Origin of the sequence: Maribacter sp. ACAM166, from assembly GCF_005771495.1 — a bacterium.
Lineage (GTDB): Bacteria > Bacteroidota > Bacteroidia > Flavobacteriales > Flavobacteriaceae > Maribacter.
This window is the reverse complement of sequence record NZ_VAUW01000003.1, coordinates 138,101-160,797: the sequence shown is the minus strand read 5'-3', so window position 1 is coordinate 160,797 and position 22,697 is coordinate 138,101. Positions and strand designations below refer to the sequence as shown.

26 protein-coding genes and 1 pseudogene are annotated in these 22,697 nt (G+C 41.8%); 23 read left to right on the top strand and 4 right to left on the bottom strand.

All coding sequences use genetic code 11. The features are described 5' to 3' along the window. The first annotated feature begins 8 nt into the window (after positions 1-8). From ES765_RS03510 to ES765_RS03475, 7 genes are all read left to right on the top strand, one after another. Positions 9-1,025: an FAD binding domain-containing protein gene (locus ES765_RS03510; protein WP_138111209.1), complete on the top strand. Its 1,017-nt coding sequence runs from the start codon at positions 9-11 to the stop codon at positions 1,023-1,025. A gap of 445 nt (positions 1,026-1,470) precedes the next feature. Continuing rightward, a complete protein-coding gene (locus ES765_RS03500) occupies positions 1,471-2,688 on the top strand; it encodes an efflux RND transporter periplasmic adaptor subunit (RefSeq protein ID WP_138111207.1) in 1,218 nt (405 codons plus the stop codon). A gap of 4 nt (positions 2,689-2,692) precedes the next feature. Continuing rightward, entirely contained in the window at positions 2,693-3,442 is a 750-nt protein-coding gene (locus ES765_RS03495) for an ABC transporter ATP-binding protein (protein WP_138111206.1), read from the top strand. 12 nt (positions 3,443-3,454) lie between these two features. Next, positions 3,455-4,672: an ABC transporter permease gene (locus ES765_RS03490; RefSeq protein WP_138111205.1), complete on the top strand. Its 1,218-nt coding sequence runs from the start codon at positions 3,455-3,457 to the stop codon at positions 4,670-4,672. A 21-nt stretch (positions 4,673-4,693) separates the two neighbouring features. Continuing rightward, on the top strand, positions 4,694-4,909 hold the full coding sequence (locus ES765_RS03485; RefSeq protein ID WP_138111204.1) for a hypothetical protein: 216 nt from the start codon (positions 4,694-4,696) through the stop codon (positions 4,907-4,909). 27 nt (positions 4,910-4,936) lie between these two features. Next, positions 4,937-6,295 (top strand): aldehyde dehydrogenase, encoded by a 1,359-nt coding sequence (locus ES765_RS03480; protein WP_138111203.1) that lies wholly within the window; start codon positions 4,937-4,939, stop codon positions 6,293-6,295. A gap of 58 nt (positions 6,296-6,353) precedes the next feature. After that, complete coding sequence (locus ES765_RS03475) at positions 6,354-6,719, top strand: arsenate reductase family protein (protein ID WP_138111202.1); 366 nt, start codon at positions 6,354-6,356, stop codon at positions 6,717-6,719. A 52-nt stretch (positions 6,720-6,771) separates the two neighbouring features. On the opposite strand, the gene ES765_RS03470 is transcribed toward ES765_RS03475, so the two are convergent. From ES765_RS03470 to ES765_RS03455, 4 genes are all read right to left on the bottom strand, one after another. Continuing rightward, a complete protein-coding gene (locus ES765_RS03470) occupies positions 6,772-7,134 on the bottom strand; it encodes a hypothetical protein (protein ID WP_138111201.1) in 363 nt (120 codons plus the stop codon). A gap of 211 nt (positions 7,135-7,345) precedes the next feature. Then, the gene (locus tag ES765_RS03465) at positions 7,346-8,854 is read right to left on the bottom strand and encodes a Do family serine endopeptidase (protein ID WP_138111200.1); all 1,509 of its coding nucleotides are present in this window, start codon (positions 8,852-8,854) and stop codon (positions 7,346-7,348) included. A gap of 25 nt (positions 8,855-8,879) precedes the next feature. Further along, entirely contained in the window at positions 8,880-9,296 is a 417-nt protein-coding gene (locus tag ES765_RS03460) for a hypothetical protein (RefSeq protein WP_138111199.1), read from the bottom strand. Positions 9,297-9,456: 160 nt separating this feature from the next. After that, positions 9,457-9,906: a pyridoxamine 5'-phosphate oxidase family protein gene (locus ES765_RS03455; RefSeq protein WP_138111198.1), complete on the bottom strand. Its 450-nt coding sequence runs from the start codon at positions 9,904-9,906 to the stop codon at positions 9,457-9,459. A gap of 295 nt (positions 9,907-10,201) precedes the next feature. Here ES765_RS03455 and ES765_RS03450 point away from each other — a divergent pair, with 295 nt between their 5' ends. From ES765_RS03450 to ES765_RS22010, 16 genes and pseudogenes are all read left to right on the top strand, one after another. Next, the gene (locus ES765_RS03450) at positions 10,202-10,570 is read left to right on the top strand and encodes a carboxymuconolactone decarboxylase family protein (RefSeq protein ID WP_138111197.1); all 369 of its coding nucleotides are present in this window, start codon (positions 10,202-10,204) and stop codon (positions 10,568-10,570) included. Further along, positions 10,551-12,530, top strand: coding sequence for an ATP-dependent zinc metalloprotease FtsH (gene ftsH, locus ES765_RS03445; protein ID WP_138111399.1), 1,980 nt, complete (start codon positions 10,551-10,553; stop codon positions 12,528-12,530). Before ES765_RS03450 ends, ftsH begins: the two co-directional genes overlap by 20 nt. A gap of 58 nt (positions 12,531-12,588) precedes the next feature. Beyond that, positions 12,589-12,993 carry a hypothetical protein gene (locus ES765_RS03440; protein WP_138111196.1) on the top strand — a complete coding sequence of 135 codons (405 nt, stop codon included), beginning with the start codon at positions 12,589-12,591 and terminating at the stop codon, positions 12,991-12,993. A gap of 259 nt (positions 12,994-13,252) precedes the next feature. Next, on the top strand, positions 13,253-14,935 hold the full coding sequence (locus ES765_RS03435; protein WP_138111195.1) for an ABC1 kinase family protein: 1,683 nt from the start codon (positions 13,253-13,255) through the stop codon (positions 14,933-14,935). A gap of 42 nt (positions 14,936-14,977) precedes the next feature. Next, on the top strand, positions 14,978-15,139 hold the full coding sequence (locus ES765_RS03430; protein ID WP_171017213.1) for an MgtC/SapB family protein: 162 nt from the start codon (positions 14,978-14,980) through the stop codon (positions 15,137-15,139). Positions 15,140-15,419: 280 nt separating this feature from the next. Further along, entirely contained in the window at positions 15,420-15,920 is a 501-nt protein-coding gene (locus tag ES765_RS03425; RefSeq protein ID WP_138111194.1) for a hypothetical protein, read from the top strand. A 169-nt stretch (positions 15,921-16,089) separates the two neighbouring features. Beyond that, positions 16,090-16,701: an HdeD family acid-resistance protein gene (locus tag ES765_RS03420; RefSeq protein WP_138111193.1), complete on the top strand. Its 612-nt coding sequence runs from the start codon at positions 16,090-16,092 to the stop codon at positions 16,699-16,701. A gap of 277 nt (positions 16,702-16,978) precedes the next feature. Further along, on the top strand, positions 16,979-18,082 hold the full coding sequence (locus tag ES765_RS03415; RefSeq protein ID WP_138111192.1) for a tocopherol cyclase family protein: 1,104 nt from the start codon (positions 16,979-16,981) through the stop codon (positions 18,080-18,082). A gap of 312 nt (positions 18,083-18,394) precedes the next feature. Continuing rightward, a complete protein-coding gene (locus tag ES765_RS22835) occupies positions 18,395-18,604 on the top strand; it encodes a BON domain-containing protein (protein WP_138111395.1) in 210 nt (69 codons plus the stop codon). Positions 18,605-18,616: 12 nt separating this feature from the next. After that, positions 18,617-18,769 (top strand): hypothetical protein, encoded by a 153-nt coding sequence (locus ES765_RS22830; protein WP_410504321.1) that lies wholly within the window; start codon positions 18,617-18,619, stop codon positions 18,767-18,769. 297 nt (positions 18,770-19,066) lie between these two features. Then, a complete protein-coding gene (locus tag ES765_RS03405; RefSeq protein ID WP_138111191.1) occupies positions 19,067-19,741 on the top strand; it encodes a BON domain-containing protein in 675 nt (224 codons plus the stop codon). Between the two features lie 182 nt (positions 19,742-19,923). Beyond that, a complete protein-coding gene (locus ES765_RS03400; RefSeq protein WP_138111190.1) occupies positions 19,924-20,592 on the top strand; it encodes a BON domain-containing protein in 669 nt (222 codons plus the stop codon). 178 nt (positions 20,593-20,770) lie between these two features. Continuing rightward, a complete protein-coding gene (locus tag ES765_RS03395; RefSeq protein WP_138111189.1) occupies positions 20,771-21,439 on the top strand; it encodes a BON domain-containing protein in 669 nt (222 codons plus the stop codon). A gap of 269 nt (positions 21,440-21,708) precedes the next feature. Beyond that, positions 21,709-21,873, top strand: a pseudogene (locus tag ES765_RS03390) (nitroreductase family protein); the annotation flags it as partial. Between the two features lie 11 nt (positions 21,874-21,884). Continuing rightward, the gene (locus ES765_RS03385; RefSeq protein WP_138111188.1) at positions 21,885-22,220 is read left to right on the top strand and encodes a hypothetical protein; all 336 of its coding nucleotides are present in this window, start codon (positions 21,885-21,887) and stop codon (positions 22,218-22,220) included. Between the two features lie 220 nt (positions 22,221-22,440). Then, positions 22,441-22,644 (top strand): hypothetical protein, encoded by a 204-nt coding sequence (locus ES765_RS22010; protein ID WP_212744202.1) that lies wholly within the window; start codon positions 22,441-22,443, stop codon positions 22,642-22,644. Positions 22,645-22,697: the final 53 nt, after the last annotated feature.

The window sequence follows — 22,697 nt, the reverse complement described above, 5'->3', positions numbered from 1 at the left end:
ACAAAGACATGAATAAATTTAGTTGGTACGAAGCCAAATCTGTTGAAGATGCCCTTGAACAAGTGAATTCAACAGTATCAGAAGAGTTATATCAGGCTACCGATAAAGCAGCGGTTTTTAAATCGGGAGGTATTGATGTCTTCGACTGGGTAAAGGAAGGCCTGCTCAAACCGCAAAAAATCGTCAATATTCGAAACATTCCAGATCTGGACAAAATCAGCTATGACCCTAAAAAGGGAATGAGCATCGGATCCAATGTAACCTTGGCCGAAATAGCGTCAAATCCTGAAACAAAGAATCATTATTGGGCACTGCATCAAGCGGTAAACCATGCTGCCACCCCCCAACTACGTAATATGTCCACCTTGGGAGGAAATATAGCCCAACGTAACCGATGCTGGTATTTTCGCTCTGCCGATCACGATTGCTTCCGCAAAGGAGGAGCTCGTTGTTTTGCCCGCCAATCTGAAACTGGCGAAAATGAAAATCACGCTATTATCGACAATGGTTCCTGTGTAAGCGTCCATGCATCCTCTATAGCTACGGCACTGATGGCCTTTAATGCCAGTGTTGTTATCATCAATGGTAAAGGAGAAAAGAAAGAAGTGACCATGGATGATTTCTTTGTTACCGCAGGCAAGGATATCGCTATGGAAAACATCCTCCAGGCAAAGGAAATTATTACGGAAATCATTCTTCCGGCTCCCACAAAAAATACCAAGAGCGCTTATATTAAACAGGTGGCCCGTGAATCTTATGACTGGTCATTGGGAGATGTAGCGGTAGTTTTTGAGGTTTCGGGGAATACCTGTCGTTCGGCGAGCATCGTTTTAGGGGCGGCCGCTCCGGTACCTTATCGCTCTATGGAAGCCCAACAGGCTATTGAAAATAAGACCATTAACAGTGAAAATGCATTTGCGGCGGCAGAAGCAGCTATGAAAATAGCGCGCCCACTTGCTAAAAATGGGTATAAGGTGCCCCTATTTATTGCTACTCTTAAGCAGGCAATTTTGGAAATTTCTTAGATATGGAAGAAAACAAACCCAACAAATTAGGCATCTGCAAGTTCCTTCGCGCTAGAAACCCCTATGGCATGATGGAAGGAGGGGATAGTCCCTGGCTCTTATTAGATGATGCCAATACAATTTGCTGGTGTATTACTTCCGCAGGAGCTGTAGGGCCTGATAATGGTTTGGTATCGCCCAAATATTGTAGAAAGGGACGAAGTTGTTGCGTTTCGCGGGATGCGGGGGATATATGACAAGTAACCTATAATGGTATCTGCAAACGCGGTACTACCGATGGTTCGTTAATTTCTTTTATAGCAGCTTGTTCATCACTACAAATCAATTCTTGAATATTCTCTTTTGCACTTGCCATCCCTCCCCTGATTTATATCATTCTAGAAACCATTACTTCGCTATAATTTTGAACTCTTAAATGAAATTGCTAGAACAAAAGTAGAGACCAATGAAAAAATCAACATGGATCATTTTAGGGATTCTGGTACTGGCCGTAGTGGGTTACTTGATCCTAAAACCAAAACTAAATACCAAAAAACTTGATTTTACCTATACCGCTCTCGAAAAAGGGAATATCGAGGCCGATGTATCTAGCACCGGCACCGTGGAAGCAATCAATACGGTGGAGATAGGTACCCAAATCTCAGGAACCATCATAAAAATATATGTGGACTATAACGACAGGGTACACGCCGGGCAGGTTTTGGCCGAGATGGATTTAAAACTATTGAACACCAATTTAAATAGTGCACAGGCCAATTTAGCGGTCAGCGAAGCACAATTATATCAGGCCAAAGACGAGTATGAACGCAATCAAACCTTATATGAAAAGAGTGTCATTTCAAACAAAGAGTACACCAACTCCAAATACGCCTACAATCAGGCACTTAGCGCTAAAAAAGCGGCCGCGGCGGCAGTAAAAAATATACAGGTCAGTATGGGGTATGCCCACATTACCTCGCCTATCAATGGTACCGTAATCGAGCGCAGCGTCGAGGAGGGCCAAACGGTAGCCGCATCCTTTGCTACCCCTACCATGTTCATTATCGCCGAAGACCTCTCAAAAATGCAGATCTTGGCGGATATGGATGAAAGCGACATTGGCTATATAAAAGATAGCATGCAAGTTCGCTTTACCGTACAGACGTATCCTGAAAAAAAATTTTACGGGGTGGTAAGTCAAATACGGTTGCAACCCATCGAGATTAACAATGTGGTCAATTATCAGGTAGTGGTGGATGTTGACAATAAAAAGGGACTGCTATTACCAGGAATGACCGCAAACCTTGAGTTCATTACGGCCATAGCGAAAGACGTACTGCTGATCAATAATTCGGCATTGCGCTTTAGACCCAATGAGGTCATGCTCGAAGAGATTAAACCAGTTTTGGAAGAGAAGGCCGCAGCAATGCTTCCAGATTCGTTACAGGCAAAGTTTAATAGCGGTATTAACAGCGAAGAGTTATACACCCCAATAAACTACAAGAAAAATCTGCCCCGCAACATCGATGGTTTCTTTTATCAAAATGAACAGGGAAAATTGGATTTCAAATTTGTAGAAATCGGAATCAAAACCGGACTGCAATCAGAGATAAAACGTTTTTTGGATGGTTCAGACCTATCTGAAGGTAGTAAGGCCATCAACGGTATTAAATCCAAAAAATAAGAGTATGCCTTCAAAAAAAGTCATAGAAACCAAAAAACTGAGCCGCATATTCAAAAACGGGGAGATCGAGGTGCATGCGCTTACCGATGTGGACATGGTCATCGAAGAAGGGGAATTCGTTGCCATCATGGGAGCATCAGGTTCGGGTAAATCAACCTTACTCCATATTATTGGTTGTTTGGATCGACCTACCTCTGGCGAATATAACTTAGATGATGTGCGAGTGAATGAATTGGACAAAAATAAATTGGCGGATGTTCGAAATCAGAAGATAGGCTTTATTTTTCAGAGCTATAATCTATTGTCCCGCACCACAGCCCTAGAAAATGTGGAACTGCCCTTGATCTATGATAGAACAGGGCAATTTTCAAATACCAAAGAACTTGCTAAAAAAGCATTGGAACAGGTTGGTCTGGCAGATAGAATATACCATAAGACCAATGAACTTTCCGGTGGACAACAACAACGGGTAGCCATTGCCAGGGCTTTGGTCAACAATCCGGCTCTTATTCTTGCCGATGAACCCACAGGAAATCTGGATAGCAAGTCCAGTATCGACATCGCAGACCTTTTTGTGCAGTTGAACAATAAGGGAAAGACCATCGTCATGATTACCCATGAGCCTGAAATTGCCCAATTCGCCAAGCGTATGATCTACTTGAGGGATGGACGAATCATTTCAGATAAGATTATTGAAGATAGGAGTACCAAGGAATTTGCGCTCAAAGAACTGGAAAAACCGGTAACACCTTAAGGCAAGAAAACTATGAAACGATTTTTAAAAATATTCAAAGTTGCCTTCCAGTCCATCAATAAGAACCGGACACGGAGCCTATTGACGATGCTCGGCATCATCATTGGAGTTGGAGCCGTAATCATGACCATTTCGGCAGGAGAGGGAGCAACATTGCAAGTTCAAAATCAAATATCGGGCTTGGGAACTAACCTATTGATGATACAGACCAAGTCGGAACATAAGGCAGGCATCAATGTGAGAATGGGACGACCTATAGATAAGAAGGACTTTGATATGTTACAGAAAAATTCTGTTTGGATGCCACAACTTTCCCCTTTGGTAGCTATTGGAGCACAAGCTATTGGCCCTAATGGTTATATGTCCACAACGGTCTATGGGGTTTCCTATGACTATTTTTATATTACGAGCAGAGAGATAGAACTAGGGAGCTTCTTTACGGAAGAAGATGTAAAAACAGCTAAAAAGTACTGTGTTATCGGCGAAACGATACGGGAAGAACTTTTCCCTGGACAAGACCCGGTTGGCAGACAGATACGAATAGATAAAGTACCTTTTACCGTAGTAGGTCTATTGAAAGAGGAAGGAACAGGAGGTATGGGTCAGGATATGGATGATATTGTCGTTGCTCCCTATACCACGATCCAAAACAGATTGTTCGGCCACCAAAGAGGATATAATCTGATTATGGCTAGTGCATTGAGCGAAGACCACATCGCTGATGCAAAAATAGAAGCTACTGAACTGTTGCGCGAATCGCATAAGATCAAGGCTGGGGACGAAGATGATTTTGAAATTACCACACAAATAGAGCTTCAGGAAATTACAGGAAACATTACAGGTATTCTTACCATTTTATTAGGTGCCGTTGCCAGTATTTCATTGATAGTTGGGGGTATTGGCATTATGAATATTATGTTGGTCTCCGTTACCGAACGAACCCGTGAAATCGGTACGCGACTGGCCATTGGTGCTAGGGAAAGCGATATTTTGACCCAATTTCTGATCGAAGCCATCGTCTTGAGTTTGGTTGGTGGTCTTCTAGGTATTGTCTTTGGGATTATCGGAAATCAAATCATCTATAAAGCAACCGATTTTTTTATCCCTACCGCTGTTTATTCGATATTAATCGGTTTTGGGTTTTCGGCCTTGGTAGGCGTTGCCTTCGGATATTTTCCTGCACGAAAAGCGGCAAAATTAAATCCTATCGATGCCTTGAGATATGAGTGAAATCAATTAAAATAAACCCTTATGAAAGATTTACATAACGTACTGAGAGAGATAACAGAAATCACAACTAACATTGAAACCAATTACCCTGAACTCTATCGTTCATTGGATGAAAACCCTATGACATTGCCCGTCAAACAGCATCCGCATATGGATAAAAAAGTAATGCAGGAGTACTTGGAAAGTTTAAAGGCTTTATTGGAAAATCATGTGGAGACGCATAAAAGTAATTCCTAAAGGGAGCTGAATAATGAAACTATAAACATGGAATCGTTAATTGATTTACAACGTACTTTTTTTAGTAGCAACGCGACTAAGGATATTCAATTCAGAATCGGTCAATTAAAAAAGCTAAAAAAAATACTGAAGGCGAACGAAGACAGATTGCATGAGGCGATTTATGCGGATTTTAAAAAATCGGCCTTCGAAAATAGTATGTCCGAACTTGCGCCATTGTATCAAGAGATCAATGAGGCTTGCAAAAAGGTCGAAAAATGGGCGAAAACTAAGAAGGTAAAAACGAATGTTGCCAATTTTCCCGCATCAAGCTATGTCATACCCGAACCTTTGGGTGTTGTACTGGTTATTGGTGCGTGGAACTATCCCTATTTACTGTCTCTTGCTCCTGTAATTTCTGCAATTGCCGCAGGGAATACGGTCGTGCTCAAACCTAGCGAGTTGCCAGCGAATACCAGTTATATCATGGCTGAGTTAATCAATGAAAATTTTGATGCTTCCTTTTTCAAAGTAATAGAAGGAGGTATTCCAGAAACTACAGAATTACTTGAGCAAGAATTCGATAAGATATTTTTTACCGGAAGTCCTAAAGTCGGGAAAATCGTATATCGGGCTGCAGCCAAAAATCTCACTCCTGTAACTCTTGAACTGGGTGGAAAAAGTCCTGCCATCTTTTCCGAGAATTGTAATCTGAAAATGGGAGTTAAAAGATTGATTTGGTCCAAATTTCTTAATGCGGGCCAGATTTGTATTGCCCCGGATTATGTTTTGGTACACAAATCGAGAAAATCAGAGTTCCTTAAATCAGCTTTAGCAGAAATAGAAAAGTCGGATTTTTCGATTGAAAATGGCAACTATGTGCAAATCATCAACAAAAGAAATACGGAACGGTTAATTAATTTATTGGATACCGACAAAATCTACTATGGTGGCGACTATAATCTAGAAAATAGATACATCGCCCCGACCCTAATGACCGAGATTTCTTTTGAAGACGAAATCATGGAAGAAGAAATATTCGGCCCTATTTTACCCATTATTGAATATGACGACCTTGATAACGTGATTTCTCAAATCAAGACCAGGCCAAAACCCCTAGCTTGTTACGTTTTTTCAAATGACAAGCCAACCACAAATAAAATTTTGAGAGAAATCTCTTTCGGCGGAGGTGCCGTCAATGATGCTCTGATGCATTTTTCAAATAACAATTTACCTTTTGGTGGTGTGGGCCAAAGTGGTATGGGAGCGTATCACGGAAAGTTTGGCTTTCGAACGTTCTCCCATTATAAAAGCATTTTAGATAAACCTACTGGGTTTGAACTTAATTTAAAATATAGCCCTCATACAAAAAGTAAAGAAAAATGGATAACCCGTATGCTGAAATAGAAAACAAATTACCCGTATCATTTAGAATTAAATAATTAGCATATTTAAAATACACATCATGGGAGAAATCGCTACATCAGATAGACAAATAACATTGTTCTATAGCTCAAAATCAACAAGGGCAAAACAAACCTTGGCCTATGCTAAAGCAGAGGGGGTGGCAATACAAGAAATAGACATACTAAAAACACCATTAACAGGAACCCAAATAGCTGAACTTGCGGGTCGATTAAATATTGAAATCAAAGACTTGGTAAATCAAGAACACCCCTCGTATAAATCGCGTTTCGAACATCATGATTTTTCTGAAAGGGATTGGATAAAAATGATACGGCACAATCCTGAAATCATGAAACAGCCCATTGCCTTGAGAGGAGATATTACCATTTTAGTGGAAACCCCTACCGATATTATTAAAATCTAAGAAACCACTAGGCCGCATGCAAAGTCAAAATTCTAATGGTGCCCTCTGTGAGCTATAAAGTGCGTAGTTCGCCTGATTTCAAGGCTTCTCGGAAATTTGCTGCCACTTGTGAATGGCTCCCAAAAAATCGGCCTCCATCAGCACGCTTTAACCTTACCTTAATGGTGCCATCTTTTTTTTGCTTGACGGAAGTAACCACTACCCTATTTCCAAAGACCCTATCATAATTCGCCAAACCGCCACGTTTAATGATAAAGTTTGGTCTGGGAAAATCGATATATTTGTATTGCAAGGCCTTGGGTTTTCCAATTTGCAATACATCTCCTACTTTTACTTCTTGTTGTTCCGCATTTTTTTGGGCTTGAAGACCCGTTGTCGAAATGACGAATACTAATGTCAATAAATACTTCTTCATAACTATAATATTTAGAAAAACAGTTTGCCTAAAAATTAACTTCCTTGCTTTATCGGATTGTTTTTTCAAGGAGTACAACCAATAGTCAATCCTTCAATCCCCCGCTGAACTCCATCAACCCTGAGCGGAACTGATTTAAAAATGCATACTTTGCCGTATTCATTCTTTTTTAATCTTTTTAAATGATTTCTTCTTTCTGGGGTAGCATGACTCAAGACCCTAGCCCAAAGGCATAATATTGTTTTCCGGGCATATCTTCATATACACCTTCGAGCATTACGCCTCCTTTTTTCTTTTCTAATAGAGCTACCAATTCCTTTATATTACTCACTTTTTTTCCATCGATATGGGTAATGATATAACCCGGGCGCATTTGGGTACTTTGGCGCAGCAGGCCCGGATACAGGTTAATGACTTTGACACCACCATCCAAATTCAACTTTTTGGCGGTTTCCATATCCAGCGTTTCAAAATCGGCTCCCAGATAATTGAGCATTTCCACATTTTCTTTTTTCGTAATGTCGGTAGTGCCCTTTACGTTTTCAAGAATGACCTGAAATTCCTTTTCGGTTCCTTTTCGGTTCACGATAATCGATAATTTGTCGCCCGGTCTGTGCTGGGCAATGATCTCTTGTAATCTTGGGGAAGTACTTACCCTGCTATCGCCCACCTTGATAATAATATCGCCAGCTTTGATCCCCGCCTTCTCGGCCGCACTATCTTCGCCAACGTTTTCGATCCAGACCCCTTTGACGAAATCCATATTCTTTTCTTTGGCCAAACCACCGTTCATGGTTCTTATTGTGACACCCAGCATACCACGTTGTACACTGCCGTATTTTAATAGATCGGCTACCACCTTGGTAACGATATTGCTGGGTACGGCGAACCCATAACCAGTATAGCTACCCGTTCTACTGGCGATGGCCGAGTTGATTCCGATAATTTGACCGTCAAGGTTTACCAGTGCACCACCACTATTGCCGGGATTTATAGCCGCATCGGTCTGTATAAAACTTTCGACCGCAAATTTCTCAGGATTGATATTTATATTACGTGCCTTCGCACTTATGATACCGGCTGTAACCGTGGAGTAAAGGCTATATGGGTTTCCTACGGCCAATACCCATTCCCCGATCTCCACATCATCGGAATCCACAAATGACAAGGCTTTTAGATTGTCGCCCTTGATCTGCAACAAGGCAATATCGGTAGTGGGGTCGGTACCGATTACCGTTGCGTTGTAGGTTTCGTTATCATGTAGGGTAACCTCTAATTCCGTGGCATTATTGATTACATGGTTATTGGTCACGATATAACCCTTATCGGAGTCGATAATGACCCCCGAACCAGAGCCGTACATCTGTTGTTGGGGTATATTCTCGGGCGTTTGAAAACGATCCCCGAAAAAATCCCTGAAAAATTCGGGCAGTTCGCGCAGTTGATTATCAGTATTTTCGTTAGGGCTAGTCTGAGTAGACCTGATATGCACCACGGCATCCAAAACCTTTTTGGCGGTTTCGGTAAAATCTACAGGGCCACCTTTGCCTTCTGTTATGTCATTCTTTGACGTTTTTTCATTACTTGTTTCCTCGGCATATAACTGCAAGCGCTCATTATCGCTATTTTCGGGTAGCCCGTTTACATCTTTACACGACGTAATCGAAACGGATACCAGAGCCATCAATAGTATGCCGATTTTTGTTCTTATTGTTCTCATGACCTTTGAGTTAATTCAACCGTAATTAATTATTTTTTCTATTCGTATTTCTGTTGCTTCTAGGCGTAGTCCTGTTACTCCTGCCCCTATTGACATTATTCTCCTCGTGGTATCGCCGTATGTTGTCATCGTTATAGTTTGGCACCCTTCGGTAGCGGCTTCTACTAAAATCGATACTTCTATATCTCGGTGGAAGCACATTACGGCGCACCCAAACGCCCCCGTCCAAATACAGGTACGTTCTTGCAGAAAGATCATAATAGATACTGAATTCGGGAAAATAAACATAGCGCACCACCTCTACCCGATTCGGGTAAAACCAAGGCGGCGGCGGATTGTTGGGTCGGGAAGTAATGACCATTGGGCCACAGCTTGCCAACAACATCACTAGCATTGTCAAAATAAATAGCACTAAAGATTTAAGTAAATTTCTGTTTTCCATCACTTTGTATTTGAACAACAAAATAAAAGCGACCACGGTAAATTGAAAATGACCTGCATCATTACCATCACATTTTTTTCAATAAATAAAAGTGTATGATAGGTGAAATTTGCCTAAAGAAAACCTTAGGCCAAGTAACAACCCATGAAAACCCCCAGACTTACCGCTTTTCGAACCGTCCGGTTTTCTCGGTTAGTTTTATTCGGTACACCACCCCTTTCATCGCCTCGATATATTTACCATGCCCGTCCGTCATCGAGTGGCTTACGGTTGTTTCGCCCGTCATCAAGGGTAATACCCTGTCGATGAGTTTTTGCATGCCCGCCCTACGGGCTTTGGGGTCTTTCAGTTCCTCGAATAGTCCTTGAGCGATTATACTGCGCCAATTGCTCATATTCTCCATCACATCGACCTCAAAACAGACCTTGCCATTTTTGCGCATCATGTTGATCTTAATTCCCTCCTTCGTATGTCCATAAACGTATTCGCCGTCATAGGCATAGGTCATCGGCACAACATAGGTCATCCCATCTGCATGGCAACCGATACGGCCGATTACCTCGCTGTGTAAAAGTGTTTCTATTTGTGAACTTGTTAAATCTCCCAGCATGGTTCAAAAATGTAAAGGTTAGAATTCACTATTATTTCTTGAATAAGGGCGTGACCACAAGGGTCGGGCTTTCCACTCATACTCCTCCGCCTTTAGATCCGAAAATGGCTCAAAAGTCCTGCGGGGTAACCGCTGCAATCCCTCACGCAAAAAACTTACGCGAAATAAAACCAAAACGATTTCATGTGTAATGATTTAAATCATTTTGAAACCCATCCGCATCAAATAGCTTTGGCGTAACGCTATGGGCCATCTTCCACGGCACTAAAAAGTCGAACCTAAAATTTAGCTAACAATGATACGCGACTATTCAAAAAACTACAACGACCTCACACGGGCCATGAAAAAATTGGGCACCCGCATCCCCGGTACCATGAAAGGTTTTACCGATCTGCATAGGGCCAGTACCGACAAAGGGAGCCTCTCGTCAAAGACCAAGGAACTTATCGCATTGGGCATTGCCATAACTGTACGCTGCGATGGTTGTATCGCCTTTCACGTACACGATTCGTTAACGGCCGGTGCCAGTTCAGAAGAGATTTTGGAGACCATCGGCGTGGCCGTACTCATGGGCGGTGGCCCTTCGGTAGTGTATGGTTGTGAGGCCATGGAGGCCTTAGATCAATTCGCAGTACTTGAAAAAAATGAAACAGCCATCGTATAAAAACAAAAAGGAAAAACCCGACCCCTCGGTAAACGAAGAACCAAAACGGCCCTTTGGTGGGTATGGTTTCAATTGGTTCTATTTTTTGTTGTTCGGGATTATATTGTGGTTTTCCATCTTTTCCAATCCCGCTGCAAATACCAAGGAAGTCACTTGGTCGTTCTTGCAGGATTCCCTTTTGGTACAACGGGAAGTCTCGAAAATCGTGGTCATCAACAAGGAAGTCGCCGAGATCTACATCAAAAAAGAACACCTGAGCGACACCAAGCACAAAGAGGTCAGCGAAAAGTTGTTTCGTTCGGCGGAAGCACCCCAGTACAGCATGACCATCGGGTCGGTAGAAACCTTTGAGGACAAACTGCAACGTGCACAGGCAGGCTTTCAATCGACGGAAAAAGTCGACGTGCAGTATCAGAACCGCACCAGTTGGATCAGTCTATTGTCATGGCTACTGCCCTTGGGCATTATCATTTTTTTCTGGATGTACATGCTACGCAGAATGGGCGGTGGCGGCACGGGCGGAAATCCACTTTTCAATTTCGGGAAGTCAACGCCCAAGATTTCGGAAAAAGGAACAAAAAGCTCCGCATCGTTTAAGGATATTGCAGGATTGAAAGAAGCCAAAACCGAGGTCATGGAGGTGGTCGATTTCCTGAAAAATCCGGAAACCTATACCAAATTGGGGGCCAAAATCCCCAAAGGTGTTTTATTGGTAGGCCCTCCCGGAACGGGAAAGACCTTAATGGCCAGGGCGGTTGCGGGGGAAGCACAAGTGCCCTTTTTCTCGATTTCGGGATCGGAATTTGTGGAAATGTTCGTGGGCGTGGGAGCTTCAAGGGTACGCGACCTCTTTAAAAAAGCCAAAGAAAAAGCACCGAGTATCATTTTTATCGACGAGATCGATGCGGTCGGGCGTTCTCGGGGCAAGGTCAACGCCTTTCAGGCCAACGACGAACGAGAAAGTACATTGAACCAATTATTGACCGAACTCGATGGCTTCGGTGCCAACACGGGGGTCATCGTATTGGCGGCCACCAACCGTCCCGACGTACTCGATAAGGCATTGTTGCGCCCAGGCCGTTTCGATCGCCATATTTATCTGGAGCTTCCCACCAAAGAGGAACGTCAAGAGATTTTCGGGGTCCATCTTCGCCCGCTAAAACTTTCAAAAAATGTCGATGTGGAACTATTGGCGAAACTGAGCCCAGGTTTTTCAGGAGCAGATATTGCCAATATCTGCAACGAGGCCGCCCTGATCGCCGCACGCAAGAAAAAGAAGGAAGTGGAACAATCTGATTTTATGGAAGCGCGCGACCGCGTTATCGGCGGTCTGGAACGCAAGAGCAAGATTATCTCGCCCAAGGAAAAAGAAATCGTGGCACACCACGAAGCAGGTCATGCAGTGGCCAGCTGGTATCTTAAAAATGTAGATTCATTGGTCAAGGTATCCATCATTCCGCGAGGGAAATCTCTAGGTGCCGCCTGGTATTTGCCCGAAGAAAGGCAGATCGTGACCAAATCACAGTTTATGGACCAAATCTGTGCGTCGTTGGGCGGGCGCGTCGCCGAGGACATTATTTTTGGGGAGCCTTCCTCCGGTGCCTTGGACGATTTAGAGAAAGTGACCAAACAAGCCTATACCATGGTTTCCTATTACGGACTGGACGAAGAAATCGGCCCCATCAGTTTCTACGATTCCTCTGGAGACAACGAACGTATGCTGGGCAAACCCTACAGCGAGGACATGGCTAAAAAAATCGACAAACAAGTTCAAGATCTTATTACCACCGCCTATGAACGCACTAAAAACCTTTTGATCCAACATAAGGTTGAACTCGAAAAATTGGCGCAGTTGCTCTTAAAACAGGAAGTAGTCGAAAAAGAGGATCTAGAGAAGATTTTAGGGAAACGCGAAAGCCCCCGAACCCCCAAAGGAGGAATTTCAACGGTTGTAGAATGACAAACAAGAAAGGGATGAATGACAATTCAAAAATTTAAACTATAAAAACAAATATATCATGGAAAAAACACAGAAAAAAATCGCCGAGGTACTCTACAACGAAGACCTGCATTTTGAACACAAACAATGGCGCAGCGAATTGGCCTTTTGGGAAGACGAACTGAAATCGTTCAAAAACCGATTGGCAGAGCTGGTCAAACGGTGGACGGACAAAAATGTACTCGCCCAGTTGGAGCATTACCAAAACGAGTTCATCCTGCACGGCGAGGTCATCGACACTTTGCAACACGAAATCAACGTGCACGAGACCGATATGGCCGAACACAGCAAAAAGAACGAAGATGTCATCGACCGTAATTTCGCCAAACAGCATTTGGAATTCCGACACAAAATGGAAAAACAGCGCGAAATCTATGCGGATTTAAAAAAGGATTTCTTTCGGTTTTTGAGCAAGTATATGTAAGGCTAGAACTGGATTGAAAAGGTTTAAAAAGCTTCTTTTTTGCTCCCCTCTTTGGATAAAGGGGGGGGAATGAATGCTCTTGTGGAGAAAGGGGAGTTTGACCCGCGAACTTGCTGACACAATACTTGACCCATAATTTCGTGCGGTAAAGCTGTACCTGAGCAAGTTTGCGAAATAATCCCTCCGGCTCCGCAAGCGGACCCCACCTCCCTTTAAAAAAGGGAGGAGCCATTAAAATTGAAAATATCAACAATAAAACATGCTCGGCATCAACCTCCCAAAAAAGCGGGAACTCAAACGATACAACAAGTTGTTCAGCGTACTGGCCAAATATGGTTTTGAGGACGTTGTGGCTCAAAGTGGACTCAGAAAAGTGCTGCCCGCCAGCTATCTAAAAAAACATCCTAATACGGACAGGAACATTTCTTTTTCTAAATTCGAGCGCATCCGCATGGTCTTGGAGGAACTTGGGCCGAGCTATGTGAAATTGGGGCAGATCTTTAGCAATCGCGAAGATATGCTTCCCCCCGGGCTTATCAAAGAACTGGAAAAACTGCAAGATCATGTGCCCCATTTGCAAAACTTCGATGTGCAAAAAGCGATTGAAAGCGAACTGAACATCAAAATGGAAGACCATTTTCGCTCCATCGAGCTTGAACCTTTGGCCGCAGCTTCCTTGGCACAAGTCCATAAGGCACAATTGCAAAATGGCGAAATTGTCGCGCTGAAAATCCAAAGGCCAAATATCACGGAAACCATCGAGGCCGATATTGCCGTGATGAAACAAATAGCGGGCAGCCTTGAAAAACACAGCATACAGGCCAAGGCATTCCAGCCGATGCGTATCGTAGAATCGTTCGAGCAGAGCATACATGAAGAGCTTCAATTTTTAAAGGAAATAGACCATATCGAACGGTTTGCCCATAATTTTGAGGGCAACGGATCCATTTACGTTCCAAAAGTGTACCGTGAGCTTTCCACGGACAAACTGATCTGCATGGAATATATCGAGGGCATCAAAATATCAGAAATCGATAGGTTAAAGGCATTGAATATCGATTGCACGACCGTCGCCAAAGTAGGCGTTGACCTTTATCTGGAACAGGTTTTGGAACATGGCTTTTTTCATGCCGACCCGCATCCGGGGAATCTGTTCGTACTAACCGATCGCGACCAACTCTGTTTTCTCGACTTCGGAATGATGGGCACTCTGTTGCCCAAGGACAAGGAACTGTTGGGCGACCTACTGCTCCATTTTACAAGAAAGGATATCAAAAAACTGATTCCCATTTTAGAGGATATTGCCGAAAAAACAGACATTCCCGACTACAAAAAATTAGAACAAGATTTAAACGCCTTGGTCCAGGGCATCAGTGATACCTCCATCCAAAACATCAAACTGGGCGCTACTTTAACGCAGTTCAAAAGCATTTTGTACGGAAACAATATCATACTTCCGCATAACTTGTATTTATTGATACGCGCCCTGATCATCATGGAGGGCGTTGGACTCCGGCTAGACCCCGAATTCAACATTACCGACAACCTAAAACCGTATATGGCCAAATTGACCCGTAAACGTTTCGGGTTAAAGCGGTTGTTCAAAAAGAACTTGGCGAGGTTGCAAGATTTCAGTACGCTGGTCGATTCGCTTCCCGATGATCTCAACACTATCCTCAAAAAAATAAAGGATGGCAAACTCGTCGTCGTCCATGAGCATAAAGGTCTTAAAGAATTTCAAACGGCGTTGAGCAAGGCCACTAACCGACTTGTTTTTGCAGTTATTATTGCGGCCCTTTCCATCGGCTCCTCCATTTTGGTTATCGCCAAAATGCCGCCTTTGGTCAACGGTGTCCCCCTATTAGGTGCCATCGGGTTTGTACTTTCAGCAATTTTGGGCTTTTTGGTGGTTATTTCCATATTCAAAAACAACCAATTCTAACTAACGACTAGCATGCAATTCGACTAGACCCTTAGTGAAATCTTGGATCCCTATCTTTTGGGCGTACTGATCATTATGGGCATCGGCCTGATATTGGGTTTGGAGCGGGAGTATGATAAAGGCTTTGCGGGCATACGCACCTTTCCTATCGCTACTATTTTAGGATTTGTACTGGGTACTTTAACCGCTACCTTTACGTTTTAGCTATTGATAGTCGCCTTTGCCGGCGTTATCATTATCGGGGTACTGTATATTTTGATTTCCCGATAAATCGAAGCATACTTCAAATTCTTACCCTTTTTTCGGCTTCCTGACCTACATCATTTTCGACCCGAAACCATCTTCATAGTTTTGACTTGATCTAAACCCTTTTGTATAGGCTAAAAACCTTCGGCGAAGCATCTGAAACCCTTTGGGAACTGGACGAGGAAATAGGCAAATTGGCAGAGTCAGACATATTGAAATGAATCCTAAATATTAAAAAATGAAAACAACACAAAGAATATCGATGTTGGCAGGCCTACTGGTTACCTTAATGTTCGCCGCTTGTGGCGAAGCCTCGAAAAAGGACATGAAATCGGCCAAGGAAAATATGGGCGAAGCAACAGAAGACATAAAACAGGCCGCAAAGGATGCCCGTGAGGAGAACCGTGCCTATTTAGAGACGAATTGGAAAAAATTCCAAAGCGAATCGGAAAAAATTATTCTCAATACCGAAACGCAGATCAAAGAACTTCGGGAAAAGATTGCCAAGTCCGCCAAAAAAGACCGTGAAAAATTAAGCGCGGAACTCGACAAATTGGAACAAAAGAACAAAGCACTAAAAGAAAAGTTGGCCGAACGCGGGCATCGGTTCAAAGAAAACCTGATCGAGTTTAACGATGAAGCCAAAGAAAAAGAAAAGTCTTTTGAGCGCGAATTCAAACACGATATGGACGAACTCGGTACCGCCCTTAAAGATCTTTTTAAGAACAATGTGGAATAATAGTTTAGAAGGTTGAAAAAATAGGTTCTCCCCTTGTCATTCTGAGCGAAGTCGAAGGAAAAGGGGAGATGCCGAAATGACAAATACAAAGGAGAGCTGACCAATATTATTTTGCAACCAAAATCGGCCTACTACTTTCGGCATCGATTATTGAAATAACCTTGAAATCATGAAAAAGAAGGGTTTAGAACATATCCATAATAATACCCAAAACGGGTTAAGAAGCTGGCAAATTTTGATTTTACCAGGAGTACTTTACATTTTAGCTGGCTTTTTGGCATTTGCCGTCCCCTTTGAAAGTTACCTCGCATTATACATAATATCGGGTATTTTCATTTTTATTTCAGGAATATCGGAGATAGTTTTCTTTGTGCGGAATAGAACGAACGCAATGAACAGGGAAGGTTGTTTGTTGGCCGGCATTCTAGATTTGGTAATAGCGTTTTTGCTATTGGCCTACCCCGAAGCAATTCTCTCGTTTTTACCTTTTTATATGGGCATTTGGTTGCTTTTTAGGGGTATTGTCGCCGTTGGGTTTTCGTACCGAGCAAGACTTTTTGGAAAACTTGATTGGATATGGCTTCTTCTCCTTGCATCGGGCATTGTGAACTTTTTCTTTTTGTTACTGCATAATTCCATAAACGACGGCTTAAACACTTCGTACGTAACAGGTATGACATTTGTAGTCGCAGGAGCTTTTCGGTTGTTTTTGGCATTTGACCTAAAAATGATGCACAGCTTTAAAAACGAATACGAGCAAATCGTTTTAAATACTAAATAAAGTTATAGCTACTGGAAAGCTCTGATGTCAAAAACAATAGTTGAAATATAGCATGCTAAACTTTTCGATAATCGACTTCGCATCTTCTCTTTCGGTACTATAGGTTTATCATTACTTTTATCATGACGGTGCTGGTCATTATCTATTTTTTAGTTGCCGTACCGAAACCAATTATTTCAGAGGTTGATTGGCAATGAAATACCATACCAGATTTTAGATCTAATATCCCCAAAACCAATATTGGCATTCATTTGATGATGTAAACATTTTTGAAGTTATGAGCAAAAACGGATATAGTTTAACCCGGTTTTCTAAAAAGAACGGGTACAATTGGTGGTGGCACTCGTTTGTTGCAACACATGCCGAAACCGGTAAATTGAAACCTTTCTTTATTGAATATTATGTGATAAATCCTGCTCTATGGAATGGTAAGATTATTTGGGGACAACAAAAAGAAAACAAAAACACTAAGAAAAAGCCGTGTTATGCCATGTTAAAGGTCGGCACTTGGGGAGAGGATAAGGTACAGTTGCACAATTTTTATGATATTTCGGATTTCTATGCCTCTTCGAATGACCTCAATTGTAAAATAGGATCTAATGAACTTACCGATTCCTACTTGTTCGGCTCGGTAACCGTTTCCGAAAAAGAACAAGACGTTTTACCCGAATTTATGAGCGGTTATGGTTCCCTAAAATGGGATCTGAAGGTTGAAAAAGAGGTGCAATTCGATATGGGTTACGGTACTTCATGGTTGTTCAACCTAATGGGTCTATTTGAAATGTACTGGCACGTACAGGGCATGAAATGCAAATATAAGGGCGAGATTGTTTTTAACGAAGAAAAGTATATTGTCCATCCCGAAACTTCGTATGGCTATCAAGATAAAAATTGGGGCAAAGAGTATACCAACCCTTGGATCTGGCTGAACTGTAATAACTTTACTTCAAAATTGACCGACACTAAAATTGATGCCAGTTTAGATGTGGGCGGCGGCTGTCCAAAGATATTCGGTATTCCTCTTCGGCGAAAGATCTTGACTGCATTCTATTACAAAGGGGAATTTATTGAATTCAATTTTTCCAAATTTTGGAAAAGATCCCATCAGCAATTCAGTATACACGAAGATGCCCAATACTTGTACTGGACGGTAGTTTCCGAAAATCGAAAGTTCAAAATCGATGTTAAATTCAAATGTGACAAATCTAAAATGCTCTTCATAACCTATGAATCCCCAAATGGCCCTATAAAGCACACTAAATTGAGAAATGGTGGATATGCCGAAGGAATAGTGAAATTATATAAAAAGGAAGCTAAGGAGTTTAAGCTTATTGATGAGCTGGAAGGTTCTTTGGGTGGCTGTGAATATGGCGAATATTAGGAGCATACATAATTATAACCGATATGCACAACATATATATTAATAGAACAAAATGGAAAACACAAAATATTGAATAGCGACCATCTCATAAGACCATCTGCTGAAAGCCAAGGATTTGAATATTATGCAGGTCAGTCAAGGGTAAAAAGCAGCTTTACAACGAAATAAAAAGGGCGATTATATCATATTCTATTCCTCCAAAGAAAAAATGTCCGATTCGAACCCCACACAACATTTTACCGCCATTGCCCAAGCATTGGATGATAATATGAGGTCAAATACGGGGATGACTATAAGAAAACGGACCAGGAAATTGCCAAGGCTATATGCGATACGTTTGAATGGAACACCGCTGTACCTAAAGAGGATATAACCATCAAGGTCGAAGACGGTTGGATCTATCTTTCGGGAGATGTTAGCTGGGAATACCAGCGGAAAGCCGCTAAACACGTTGTGGAGAATCTGCTCGGTGTGAAGGGGGTCATCAACAGCCTTAAAATCAAGCAAGATGTAAAAGCTTGAGGTACGGAAAAAATCAAGAACGCCTTTGAGCGTTCCGCCGATCTTGATGCCAATAACACCACTATATCCACGGTTGAACATACAGTTACCTTAAAAGGCAAGGTAAATTTCTTAAAGGAAAAAGAGGATGCCGATACCGCTGCATATGGGGCTCCTGGTGTTTAGGATGTTAAAGATGAACGAAAAGTTCAATATGCTTCCGCCTATGCGTAGCTTGAAATAAAATTGCTTATGAAGCCTGCCCGACCTTGATGGACTTAAAATCGGGGGCGGGTTTTTATTCTTTCGAATTCTCATAAATCCAATTATTTATGTTAAAAATCATAGGACTGATGTACATCATTTTTATAGGCTTGTGGCGATAGTACCTTTAAATATTAAATAATGTTTACCCTAAAAGATTTTGGTCGAGTTTATCGAAAGCTTTGACTAAGGGTGGGAATGACAATAATATATTTACTTATGAAAACAGATGCACAAATCAAACAAGACGTTTTGGATGAATTGGCATGGCAACCCAATATCGACGAGACCGAGATCGGTGTGACTGTAAAGGACGGTATCGTGAACTTAAGTGGGACGGTAAACAATTATTCAAAAAAAATAGCCGCAGAAAAAGCTGTAAAAAGTGTAGACGGCGTAAAGGCGGTTGCCGAGAATATTGAAGTGAAACGTGGCCATGCGTATAAAAAAACAGACAAGGAAATCGCAAAGGCTGTTGTAGATGCCCTTGAATGGAACGCCTCCGTACCTGAGGAAAATCTAACGGTTAAAGTAGAAGATGGTTGGGTTTATCTTAACGGAGAAGTGGAATGGGGCTATCAAAGAAACGGCGCAAGACAAGCGGTCGAAAATTTACTTGGAGTTAAAAATGTCCTCAACAACATTAGCCTTCTACATAATACGATTAAACTCGATGAGGTACGTGATAAAATCAAGAATTCTTTTGAAATCTCAGTTGGTATAGATATTAATGGTATCGCTATATCTACCGATGGTTATACAGTTACCTTAAAGGGAAAGGTAAATTCCCTTAAAGATAAAGAGGATGCAGAAACCGCAGCCTATAGGGCTCCTGGAGTTTATAACGTTAAAAACGAACTTAAAGTAAATATACCTCGGCATAAGCTTAAATAATTGGTAAAAATAATTCTTCAATGGCCCGCCCCGATAATTAATTCATAGCGGGGCGGGCTTTTTTTATCGTAAGATTTAACACTTAAAATTCCCGTGAATGATGAACATCATTTTCAACGCTCTAATACGCTATTACTTTTAAGTCGAATTTAAAACAAAGTTTAACCCAAAAATTTAGTATCATGAAAACAGATTCAAAAATCAAAATCGATGTACAGGACGAATTGTCTTGGGAACCTAGTATCGACGAGACCAAAATCGGGGTTACGGTCGATAAAGGCGTAGTAACCCTTTCGGGTACGGTAAATACCTACGCCAAAAAACTTGCAGTCGAAAAGGCCGCAAAAAGAGTACAGGGCGTAAAGGCCGTTGCCGAAGATATCGAGGTTGTTTACGGCGTTTCCTACAAACCCAACGATACCGAAATCGCCAAAGCCGCAGTAAATGCTATCAAATGGGATACTTCGATCCCCGATGACAAGGTCATGATAAAAGTTGAGGATGGTTGGGTCTATCTATCCGGCGAAGTCAATTGGGACTATCAAAAACGTGCCGCAAAAGGTGCCGTACAGAATTTGATCGGTGTTCGAGGGGTGGTCAACAGCATCAAGCTAAAATCGACCGTGAAATCAAAAGATGTCAAAAACAGGATTTCTGAGGCCTTCAAACGTTCGGCAACTATCGATTCGAACAAAGTAAAAGTTGCCGTCGATGGCGATACCGTTACCTTGACCGGTACGGTAACTTCCATTAAGGAAAAGGAAGATGCACAAAGGGCAGCATATTTTGCCCCTGGCATCTATAATGTAAAAAACAACCTGAAAGTAGACTTCGAATCTGTATATGCATAAGACCGAAGTACTGATTCATACAAGATTATTTCAAAAAAAAGATTGTCAGAAATATGGCGTTTCGGGCAACTTTTTTTCTGTTAAAGTCGGTACTCCCTGACCCACATCATTTTCAAACGCCCTGCGCCCAAATATCTTTGAGGGTGTAATTAATTGTTTAATCCAAAATTATAATATCATGAAAACAGATGCACAGATCAAAGAAAATGTACTGGATGAATTGGCTTGGCAGCCCAATATCGACGAGACCGAAATCGGCGTTAGCGTTGAAAACGGCATTGTTACCCTAAGCGGAACCGTAAACAATTATATCAAAAAAATCGCGGCCGAAAAAGCGGCAAAAAGTGTAGATGGCGTTAAAGCAGTAGCCGAGGATATCGAGGTCAAATACGGCGACGACTACAAAAAAACGGACAAGGAGATCGCCAAGGCCGTGGTCGATGCCTTCGAATGGAATACAGCCGTACCGAAAGACGATGTAACTATCAAGGTCGAAGACGGTTGGGTATATCTTTCGGGAGACGTTAAGTGGGAATACCAGCGGAAAGCCGCCAAACGTGCCGTTGAAAATTTACTTGGGGTGCGCAGCGTTATCAACAAGATCAGTATAAAGCAAGATGTGAAGCCTTACGAGGTAAAAGAACGCATCAAAAATGCTTTTGAGCGCTCCGCAGAGCTCGATGCTAATAAGGTTACCGTACTGACCGACGGCCATACGGTTACACTACAGGGTAAGGTACATTCTATCAAAGAAAAGGAAGATGCCGAAACTGCCGCATATCGCGCTCCTGGAGTGTTTCATGTGAAGAATGAGCTCAAAGTGCAATACTATACGGAGTACGCATAACGTAGTTTTGAACTAAATAATAAGAGGAAGATGGGCAAATTGCGATTTGTACGCCTTCCTATTGTTTTCTCTTATGTGACGTTCTCTTGCCTCCTTTTTTGTCATTCCGGATGGTTACTGAGCCAGCTGAAGTGCACTAGGAATCTCTTTATGGGACGGCATGGCATGGGCTTCCTCGTGCCTCGGAATGACAAAAAAGCAGCTCTCGGATTGACAACAAGTAATTTATCCTTAAAATTAAACAACAACAAAAATCCCAAAAAACAACTATGGAACTGCTCGAAAAACTAAAATGGCGCTACGCCACCAAGGCCATGAACGGCAAAAAAGTACCGCAGCCAAAAATCGATAAAATTATCGAAGCGACCCGATTGGCATCGACTTCCAGTGGCTTGCAGCCTTTTGAAATCATCGAGGCGTTAAATAGAAAGGTATATATTTTAAAATGAATAGTAAAACTTTGGAGAATAAAACGAATTGGCAAATATTAACCGATATACCGAGATTTGACTCAATTGAAAAATTAAAGAGTTGTATTGATAATTGCGGTGGCTATATCGTGAATCATACTATGTTTTCGGATATAGCAATAAGTCTAACAGTAGAAATTGAAGAAAAAGATATTCAGGAACTATATGAAAATTTAATTACCGACTTTAAAATAATTGGAAAAATACCAGAAAGCTTGAATCAGAAATCTAACAGAGATTGGTGGATTTTAATTAATATGTCTTTTGTAAAAGGTAAAGGAAATTTAAAGCGAGAAGTTCCGAATTGTTGAATGCTACATTGCGAAAAAAAAACGTAAAAAAAAACGTATATATCTCATAGATAGACAGTTGCTTAATCTAAGTTAAGGTATATTTTCTAGTTCGTCAAATTTTTAAATTTGGCTTATTGATAAAAAAAGGTAATAAGAGAAATTTAAAAATTCGCCCGTGCTTCATCCGAAAATAATTTTATAATTTACATGCTACGAGCCATATAGAGAAACGATATCGATGGGAGCGTTAATCCGGATACCAACGGAAGAAATCATCAAAAACAAAGAATTTGTATTGGCCGCAGGGGCAGGAAACGTACTCGGCGGTTTAGAAACCAATCTTGTTATCTTAGGGGCAATTCTCGCCGTCATAATCCTGTATCTAGTATTGGCCATTGGGGCTTGGATCTATTCCAAGAAAGCTGCAAAAAGAGTTTCTTGAAAAGAGCCCTATCCAACTTCATTATATTTACCCCCGTAAAACTCGGCTGATAT